This is a genomic window from Streptomyces sp. NPDC006174 (assembly GCF_040614075.1).
Classification (GTDB): Bacteria; Actinomycetota; Actinomycetes; order Streptomycetales; family Streptomycetaceae; genus Streptomyces.
Genome location: NZ_JBEXTJ010000024.1, coordinates 1 through 8,839 on the forward strand (window position 1 = coordinate 1; position 8,839 = coordinate 8,839).

General features: G+C 68.0%; 9 protein-coding genes. All 9 read left to right on the forward strand.

Annotation, left to right across the window (positions count from 1 at the left end; all coding sequences use genetic code 11):
- The first annotated feature begins 214 nt into the window (after window positions 1-214).
- The 9 genes from ABZ267_RS33020 (at window position 215) to ABZ267_RS33060 (ending at window position 8,687) form a co-directional block, all read left to right on the forward strand.
- Window positions 215-823, forward strand: a complete 609-nt coding sequence (locus ABZ267_RS33020; RefSeq protein WP_015607274.1) for a CDP-alcohol phosphatidyltransferase family protein — start codon at window positions 215-217, stop codon at window positions 821-823.
- A 114-nt stretch (window positions 824-937) separates the two neighbouring features.
- Window positions 938-3,433 carry a mannose-1-phosphate guanyltransferase gene (locus ABZ267_RS33025; protein WP_356757003.1) on the forward strand — a complete coding sequence of 832 codons (2,496 nt, stop codon included), beginning with the start codon at window positions 938-940 and terminating at the stop codon, window positions 3,431-3,433.
- Between the two features lie 100 nt (window positions 3,434-3,533).
- Window positions 3,534-4,448, forward strand: coding sequence for a DUF881 domain-containing protein (locus tag ABZ267_RS33030; protein ID WP_356757001.1), 915 nt, complete (start codon window positions 3,534-3,536; stop codon window positions 4,446-4,448).
- Entirely contained in the window at window positions 4,445-4,777 is a 333-nt protein-coding gene (locus tag ABZ267_RS33035) for a small basic family protein (RefSeq protein ID WP_003970459.1), read from the forward strand. The genes ABZ267_RS33030 and ABZ267_RS33035 overlap by 4 nt, the downstream gene beginning before the upstream one ends.
- 5 nt (window positions 4,778-4,782) lie before the next feature.
- The gene (locus ABZ267_RS33040; protein ID WP_356756999.1) at window positions 4,783-5,616 is read left to right on the forward strand and encodes a DUF881 domain-containing protein; all 834 of its coding nucleotides are present in this window, start codon (window positions 4,783-4,785) and stop codon (window positions 5,614-5,616) included.
- Between the two features lie 190 nt (window positions 5,617-5,806).
- Window positions 5,807-6,592: an FHA domain-containing protein gene (locus tag ABZ267_RS33045; protein WP_356756997.1), complete on the forward strand. Its 786-nt coding sequence runs from the start codon at window positions 5,807-5,809 to the stop codon at window positions 6,590-6,592.
- A 40-nt stretch (window positions 6,593-6,632) separates the two neighbouring features.
- Window positions 6,633-7,376: a MerR family transcriptional regulator gene (locus ABZ267_RS33050; RefSeq protein WP_356756995.1), complete on the forward strand. Its 744-nt coding sequence runs from the start codon at window positions 6,633-6,635 to the stop codon at window positions 7,374-7,376.
- 53 nt (window positions 7,377-7,429) lie between these two features.
- Complete coding sequence (locus ABZ267_RS33055; protein ID WP_006123076.1) at window positions 7,430-7,903, forward strand: bifunctional nuclease family protein; 474 nt, start codon at window positions 7,430-7,432, stop codon at window positions 7,901-7,903.
- Window positions 7,904-8,072: 169 nt separating this feature from the next.
- Window positions 8,073-8,687, forward strand: a complete 615-nt coding sequence (locus tag ABZ267_RS33060; protein ID WP_356756993.1) for a MerR family transcriptional regulator — start codon at window positions 8,073-8,075, stop codon at window positions 8,685-8,687.
- The last annotated feature ends 152 nt before the right edge of the window (window positions 8,688-8,839 follow it).

The window sequence follows — 8,839 nt, forward strand, 5'->3', positions numbered from 1 at the left end:
CGCCGATGGTACTGCAGGGGGGACCCTGTGGGAGAGTAGGACGCCGCCGAACAATTTTTCCGGGAAAGCCCCGCACCCTTGTGGTGCGGGGCTTTTCTGCGTTCCATGCCCCTAGCAACCTCAGCCCGCTTGTCCACCCCTGTGCAGGTGCCGGCGGAGGCTGAGGGTAAGGTCGGGGGGCATCATTCGCACGTTCTTCACAGGAGGCTCCCGGGTGGAGGTCCAGGAGACTCGGGTCCAGACGGACCGGGTCCTCACCATCCCCAACATCCTCAGCATGGCTCGCCTTGTCGGGGTACCGCTCTTCCTGTGGCTGATTCTCCGCCCCGTGTTCGGCGGCCCCAACAGCGACGGCTGGGCGCTGCTGGTGCTGATGCTCAGCGGCATCAGCGACTACCTCGACGGCAAGCTCGCCAGGCGATGGAACCAGATCAGCAGTCTCGGCCGGCTCCTGGACCCGGCTGCCGACCGTCTCTACATCCTCTCGACCCTTCTCGGCCTCACCTGGCGCGAGATCCTGCCGCTCTGGCTCACCGCTGCTCTGCTTGCCCGTGAGCTGATGCTGCTCGTGATGGTGGCCATCCTGCGGCGCCACGGCTATCCGCCGCCGCAGGTCAACTTCCTGGGGAAAGCTGCAACTTTCAACCTGATGTACGCGTTCCCCTTGTTGCTGCTCAGCGACGGGAGTGGTTGGCTGGCTACCGTGGCCGCCATTTTCGGATGGGCGTTCGCAGGATGGGGTACAACTCTGTATTGGTGGGCAGGGATCCTTTACGTGGTCCAGGTCCGCCGGCTTGTCAAGGCGGATGCAGTAGCCGATTGAGCTCGTTGACGCGGTGCCGTGCAGTGTGGCCGGCCCGCGGTGTGATGTCTTGAACGTGATGCCCGACGGGCGAACTCGGCTGACCGTCGCTTCTTCTAGGAGGACGTTTCCGACATGAAGGCCGTCGTGATGGCTGGTGGCGAAGGCACGCGCCTGCGCCCCATGACCTCGAGCATGCCCAAGCCGCTCCTGCCCGTGGCCAATCGGCCGATCATGGAGCATGTACTGCGGCTTCTCAAGCGGCATGGGCTCAATGAAACAGTAGTGACCGTTCAGTTCCTCGCGTCTCTCGTCAAGAACTATTTCGGGGACGGCGAAGAGCTCGGGATGGAGCTCACCTATGCCAACGAGGAGAAGCCACTCGGCACCGCCGGGAGTGTGAAGAACGCCGAGGAGGCGTTGAAGGACGACACCTTCCTCGTCATTTCCGGTGACGCGCTCACCGACTTCGACCTCACCGACCTCATCGCCTTCCACAAGGAGAAGGGCGGCCTCGTCACGGTCTGTCTGACCCGGGTCCCCAATCCGCTGGAATTCGGCATCACCATCGTGGACGAGGACGGACAGGTCGAGCGCTTCCTGGAGAAGCCGACCTGGGGCCAGGTCTTCTCGGACACCGTGAACACGGGCATCTATGTCATGGAGCCCGAGGTCTTCGACTACGTCCAGGCCGATACCTCCGTCGACTGGTCGGGTGATGTCTTCCCGCAGCTGATGAAGGAAGGCAAGCCGATCTACGGCTATATCGCCGAGGGCTACTGGGAAGACGTCGGTACGCACGAAAGCTATGTGAAGGCCCAAGCGGACGTCCTGGAGCGCAAGGTCGACGTGGAGCTCGACGGCTTCGAGATCTCACCCGGTGTATGGGTGGCCGAAGGTGCGGAGGTCCATCCGGACGCCGTGCTCCGCGGGCCGCTGTACATCGGTGACTACGCCAAGGTCGAGGCGGACGTCGAGATCCGTGAGCACACCGTCGTCGGGTCCAATGTGGTCGTCAAGACCGGTGCCTTCCTTCATAGGGCCGTGGTCCACGACAACGTCTACATCGGACAGCACAGCAACCTCCGAGGCTGCGTGGTCGGTAAGAACACCGACATCATGCGCGCCGCCCGGATCGAGGACGGCGCCGTCATCGGTGACGAATGCCTGGTCGGCGAGGAGTCGATCATCCAGGGCAACGTACGGGTGTATCCGTTCAAGACCATCGAGGCCGGTGCGTTCGTCAACACCTCGGTGATCTGGGAATCCCGTGGGCAGGCGCATCTCTTCGGGGCGCGGGGCGTCTCCGGAATCCTGAACGTCGAGATCACCCCCGAACTGGCGGTCCGGCTGGCCGGCGCCTACGCCACGACCCTGAAGAAGGGGTCGACGGTCACCACCGCCCGTGACCACTCCCGAGGTGCGCGCGCTCTCAAGCGGGCGGTCATCTCGGCGCTCCAGGCAAGCGCCATCGACGTACGCGACCTGGAGAACGTACCGCTGCCCGTCGCCCGGCAGCAGACCGCGCGAGGCAGCGCGGGCGGCATCATGATCCGTACGTCGCCCGGGGTGCCGGACTCGGTGGACATCATGTTCATCGACGAGCGCGGCGCCGACCTCTCCCAGGCGCAGCAGCGCAAGCTGGACCGCGTCTACGCCCGCCAGGAGTACCGCAGGGCCTTCCCCGGCGAGATCGGTGACCTGCACTTCCCGTCCAGTGTCTTCGACTCGTACACCGGCTCCCTGCTCCGCAACGTCGACATCGCGGGCATCGCCGACTCCGGGCTCAAAGTCGTCGTGGACGCCTCCAACGGCTCCGCCGGCCTCGTCCTGCCGAGCCTCCTCGGGCGGCTCGGCGTGGACGCGCTGACGATCAACCCGGGACTCGACGAGTCCCGGCCCACCGAGTCCGCCGAGACCCGCCGCGCCGGCCTCGTCCGGCTCGGGGAGATCGTCTCCTCGGCGCGGGCAGCCTTCGGTGTCCGGTTCGACCCCGTCGGTGAGCGGCTCTCCCTCGTGGACGAGCTGGGCCGGATCATCGAGGACGACCGGGCCCTGCTGGTCATGCTGGACCTCGTCGCCGCCGAGCGGCGCAGCGGACGCGTCGCTCTGCCGGTGACGACCACGCGCGTCGCCGAGCAGGTGGCGGCGTACCACGGCACCCAGGTGGAGTGGACGACCACCTCGCCCGACGACCTGACCCGGGTGGGCCGCGAAGAGACCACCATCTTCGGAGGAGACGGGCGCGGCGGGTTCATCGTTCCGGAATTCAGCAGCGTCTTCGACGGGACGGCCGCTTTCGTCCGGCTCATCGGGCTCGTCGCTCGGACCCAGCTCACCCTGAGCCAGATCGACGCCCGCATCCCCCGGGCCCATGTCCTGCGCCGCGACCTCGCGACGCCCTGGGCGGTCAAGGGCCTCGTCATGCGTACCGTCGTGGAAGCGGCCGGGGACCGCAGCGTGGACACCACGGACGGCGTCCGCGTGGTCGAGGCTGACGGACGGTGGATCATGGTGCTGCCCGACCGTGCGGAGGCCGTCACCCATCTGTGGGCGGAAGGCCCGGACGACGCCTCGGCACAGGCACTGCTCGACGAGTGGTCCGCCGTGGTGGAGAGCGCGGGCGAATGACCTCGTGAGGCCGGTGCGCCGGAACTCCCCGTCCAGGGCGTTCCGGTGCACCGGTGGGGCCATTCGGCGGCAGCTGTGGTGACGTGCGACGATGTGCGGCATGTCGCAGCAGCCCCCCGATCGGAGCACACCCTCGCCGCCCCCACGCCCCGACGCCTCCATGTCGCTGCTGAACAACGTGATGGACCACAGTCTCGACGAGGGGTACGCGGAGGCCTCGGCCCGCCGCAAGGCCGACGGGAGCGCCGGGCTGCCCCGTACGCTCAAGTCGAAGCTCTGGCTCGCCGCCGGGCTCGTGGTGGCCGCCCTCGTGGTCACCCTCGGAGCCGCTGAGGCACGGGTGTCGGCGCCGGTCGTCGCGAAGGAACGCGAAGAGCTGATCGACCGTATCAACGCCGAGACCCGGGCGGCCGACACCTTGGAGTCGGACGTCGACAAGCTCCGCAGCGATGTGAGCGAGCGGCAGCGCAAGGCCCTGGAGCAGCACGGAGGCGATCAAGGGGAGCTGGTGGCCCTGCTGTCCGGGGCGACGCCGGTCGAGGGCCCCGGGGTGAAGCTCGTCGTGGACGATGCCAAGAACACCGATCAGGGTGGCGGCGGACCTCGTGAGTCGTCGAGCTTCGCGGACACCGGCCGGGTGCGTGACCGGGACATGCAGCGGGTCGTCAACGGCCTGTGGGAGTCCGGCGCCGAGGCCATCGCCATCAATGGGCAAAGGCTGACGGCACTGTCGGCGATCCGCGCCGCGGGCGACGCCATACTGGTCGACAACCGACCGCTGGTGCCGCCGTACACGGTGCTCGCGGTCGGCGACGGGAAGAACCTCGCCGCCGCGTTCCGGGACAGCGCCGACGGCCAGTACCTCAACGCGCTCAAGGAGAGCTTCGACATCCGCACCAGCTTGTCCGATCAGGCGAAGGTGCGGCTGCCGGCCGCGCCGAGCCTGATCGTCCGTACAGCAGAGCCGAAGGCCGCCGGCAGTGATGCGGCAGAATCAGGGAAGGGCACATCGTGATCGCCGTACTGGGCCTCGTCGTGGGAGTCGTGGTCGGACTGTTGGTCCGGCCCGAGGTACCGGCGGTGGTCGAGCCCTATCTCCCGATCGCCGTGGTCGCCGCGCTCGACGCGGTCTTCGGAGGCCTGCGGGCCATGCTCGACGGCATCTTCGTCGACAAGGTCTTCGTGGTGTCGTTCCTCTCCAACGTCGTCGTCGCCGCGCTGATCGTGTTCCTGGGCGACAAGCTGGGTGTCGGTGCGCAGCTCTCCACCGGTGTGGTGGTCGTGCTCGGTATCCGGATCTTCTCCAACGCCGCCGCGATCCGCCGGCACGTCTTCCGGGCTTGAGGCCGATGAACAACGACGAGAACCAGAGCCGGTCCCAGCCTCTGCCCGAGCCGCAGCCGCATCCTCTGCCCGAGCCCGAGAAGCCGGACGCGCCGGTGCAGCCGCCCGCCGCCGAAGAGGCCTCGGGGCGCCGGAGGCTGCTGGCGGGCCTGTGGCCGCCCCGGCTGAGCCGGGCCCAACTCATCGTCGCCGTCCTGCTGTTCGGGCTCGGTCTGGGCTTGGCCATCCAGGTGCGGTCCACCAGCGACGACAGCACACTGCGCGGCGCGCGTCAGGAGGACCTGGTCCGGATCCTCGACGAGGTCGACGACCGGACGCAGCGCCTCGCGGACGAGAAGCAGCGCCTGGACGATCAGCGCACCGAGCTGGAGAACAGCTCGGACCAGGCCGAGGAGGCCCGGAAGCAGACGCTGGAGAAGGAACGTCAGCTGGGGATCCTCGCGGGTACGGTGGCGGCTCAGGGGCCCGGCATCACGCTGACGATCAGCGACCCCTCCGGCGCGGTCGCGGCAGACAAACTGCTCGACACCGTCCAGGAGCTGCGCGCGGCAGGCGCCGAGGCCATCGAGGTCAACGGCGTCAGAGTGGTGGCCAATACGTACTTCTCCGGGGAGGGCGGTGACATCCAGGTGGACGGCAAGAAGATCGAGGCACCGTACGAGTTCAAGGTGATCGGCAAGCCGCAGGATCTGGAGCCCGCCCTCAACATCCCCGGCGGTGTGGTGCAGACGCTGGAGAAGGAGCAGGCCACGGCGGTGGTGGAGCGGTCCGACGACATCGTCGTCGACGCCTTGCGACCGGCGGAGCGGCCTGACTACGCTCGGTCGTCGTCCCCGTGATCGCGCCGGGCCGTAGGGCCGGTGGACGAGGGTACGAGGTTGCGGGGGGTCGGCGCACCGGATTGGTGGTGCGTGGTGGAAACTGTCGGGTGGATACGGACGTTGTGAAGATGTCCGGGTCGGCAGGTGTGTTCATTCAGGGTTCGTCCTGCCCCACGGGCGGGTCTATGTCGGTCAAGGGGAATCGCCCGTGAAGTTTTTTGCGAAGTTGTTCGGGAAGAGCGCGCGCGAGGACAGCAACAGTGCTGCCCGCCACCGTGCTCCTCGCCATGGCCAGGGCGAGGAGCAGGAGGCGGAGCGTCCGCTCTTCCGCGATGAGGTGTCCGGTGACGCCACTCAGACTGGGCTCAGCGTGTCGTCCGTTGACCCTGCCGGTGCCGGCCGCATAGGTTTCGGCGAACCATCAACCTCACGTTCGGGTGGAGGGTTCACCCCGGAGGGCTCGTCGATGCCGGTCTGTACGAGGTGTGGTCACCGCAATGCGGAGGCCAGTCGATTCTGCTCCAACTGCGGCGCGCCGCTGCGGGGCGGTGTCCCCGAGCGTGCCTCGGAGACGACGTCCACGATCTCGATCTCCGGTCTTGAGGCGTACGAGGCCGAGGCGACGGGCCAGACGGCTCTGCCCTCGCTCTCCCCGGAGGCCCAGGCCGCCGTCGACGCACTGCCCGGAGGTTCGGCGCTGCTGATCGTGCGCCGCGGCCCCAACTCCGGCAGCCGCTTTCTGCTGGACAGTGATCTCACGACGGCCGGCCGTCACCCGCAGAGCGACATCTTCCTCGATGACGTGACCGTGTCGCGGCGTCATGTGGAGTTCCGCAGGGGTCCAGACGGTAGCTTCACCGTGGGTGACGTCGGCAGTCTCAACGGCACCTACGTCAACCGTGAGCGCATCGATTCGGTCCTGCTGTCCAACGGCGACGAAGTCCAGATCGGAAAGTACCGCCTGGTCTTCTATGCGAGCCCGCGGAGCGTGTGACCAGCCCCGGATCCGTCCGGGGGGACCCCCAGGAAGGCCCATGCTGCGAACACCGACAGGCGGTGCCGGTGACGGTGCCGCCACCGCGGACGCGCGCTGGGTGAGTATCGGCACGGTGCTCACCCGACTGCGCGAAGAGTTTCCGGAAGTCACGATCTCCAAGATCCGCTTTCTGGAGGCCGAGGGGCTCATCGAGCCGCAGCGGACTCCCTCCGGGTACCGGAAGTTCGCTCCCGGCGATGTGGAGCGCCTCGCGCAGGTGCTCCGCATGCAGCGGGACCACTATCTGCCGCTCAAGGTCATCCGGGAGCACCTGGACGCCCTGGCCCGGGGAGAGCAGCCCGCGCTGCCCTCGCCGGGTGGTCAGCGGGACCTCGGCGACGGTGTGTGGGAGTCCGGTCCGGATGCGGCCACCGCCGCGCGGATCGGGCGCGCCGAGCTCCTGGCGGCCGCCCAGGTCGACGAGGAGCAGCTGGAGGAGTGGGAGTCGTACGGGCTCATCGTCCCGGCTCCTGAGGGCGGCTACGACGCCGAGATGGTGACCGTGGCCAAGCTGGTGGCGGATCTGGGGCGATTCGGCCTGGAGCCGCGCCATCTGCGCTCCATGCGCGCCTCCGCCGACCGCGAGGCGGGGCTGGTGGAGCAGCTGGTCGCGCCGCTGCGGCTGCACCGTAATCCGCAGACCAGGGCCCATGCCGAGGCCACGGCGAACGAGCTGGCCGAGCTCTCCGTACGGCTGCACGCGGCCCTCGTCCAGAGCGCTCTGCGCCGCCGTCTGCACTGAGCTCGGCGGAGCCCGACTACCCAAACATGCCGAGCACGTCCTAGGGTTGCTGTGTGAACGAGCTCGACGTTGTCGGTGTCCGGGTGGAAATGCCCTCCAACCAACCGATCGTTCTCCTGCGTGAAGTGGGAGGCGACCGGTACCTCCCCATTTGGATCGGTCCTGGGGAGGCGACCGCCATTGCCTTCGCCCAGCAGGGCATGGCTCCGGCCAGGCCGCTGACCCATGACCTGTTCAAGGATGTGCTCGAGGCCGTGGGCCAGGAGCTCACCGAGGTCCGCATCACGGACCTTCGCGAAGGGGTCTTCTACGCGGAGCTCGTCTTCGCCAGCGGGGTCGAGGTGAGCGCCCGGCCGTCCGACGCCATAGCGCTCGCCCTGCGGACCGGCACGCCGATCTACGGCAGTGACGGCGTGCTGGACGACGCGGGCATCGCGATTCCTGACGAGCAGGAGGACGAGGTGGAGAAGTTCCGCGAATTCCTCGACCAGATCTCACCGGAGGACTTCGGTACCAACAGTCAGTGACCGTCCCGCAAAGGGTGCCGTCAGCGCATCCGACAAGCCTTTCCCGGAAGCGAGACACGGGAAACCACCCTCAGGGTGATTATCACTCGGCGTGCCGAGTGTGGCGATCGTTGACGCACCCCCAGTGACTGCCTACCTTCGAGTGGGCAGGTCAAGGACGGAGGTCGGCGTGAGAAGCAGCGGCGACGGTACGGCTGCGGGTGGGCCGTATCCGCAGGGCAGTGCAGCCGACCACGCCATCAGGCAGCCGGCTGCGCCGGCCGCGGTGGCGGCGGACGGCGTGGCAGCGGCGAGCGATATCGGATATCGCGGACCGACGGCGTGCGCGGCGGCGGGGATCACCTACCGCCAGCTGGACTACTGGGCGCGCACGGGGCTGGTGGAGCCGAGCGTGCGGCCGGCCTACGGGTCGGGGACGCAGCGTCTCTACAGTTTTCGGGACGTGGTCCTCCTCAAGATCGTCAAGCGGTTCCTGGACACCGGGGTCGCTCTGCAGAACATCCGCACCACGGTCCAGCACCTGCGGGCCAGGGGGTTCCAGGACCTTGAGCGGATGACGCTGATGAGCGACGGCGCGACGGTCTACGAGTGCTCATCGCCGGACGAGGTCGTCAGCCTCCTCCAAGGCGGACAGGGCATCTTCGGAATCGCCGTCGGTGTCGTCTGGCGGGATGTGGACGCGGCGCTCTCCCAGCTCCATGGCGAGCGGGTCGACACCGGTGAGACCCTCATCGGCAACAACCCGGCCGACGAGCTGGCCAGGCGCCGCAACCGCGCCGGATGAAAGGCTGAGCGCACAGGACAGGCACGGAACGGGGCGGCCCGGCACTCCATGGAGTGCCGGGCCGCCCCGGTTTAAGGGGCGGAAGGCAGCCACGAAAGGGGGAGGACCGCGCCCACCATACAACCCCAGGGCAAGGAAGCCAAGAAGACCAA

Bases quoted from the DNA above. Each gene is read 5' to 3' on its own strand.
- ABZ267_RS33050 (WP_356756995.1), top strand. From the start codon at position 6,633: ATGCTGCGAACACCGACAGGCGGTGCCGGTGACGGTGCCGCCACCGCG.
- ABZ267_RS33030 (WP_356757001.1), top strand. From the start codon at position 3,534: ATGTCGCAGCAGCCCCCCGATCGGAGCACACCCTCGCCGCCCCCACGC.
- ABZ267_RS33040 (WP_356756999.1), top strand. From the start codon at position 4,783: ATGAACAACGACGAGAACCAGAGCCGGTCCCAGCCTCTGCCCGAGCCG.
- ABZ267_RS33025 (WP_356757003.1), top strand. From the start codon at position 938: ATGAAGGCCGTCGTGATGGCTGGTGGCGAAGGCACGCGCCTGCGCCCC.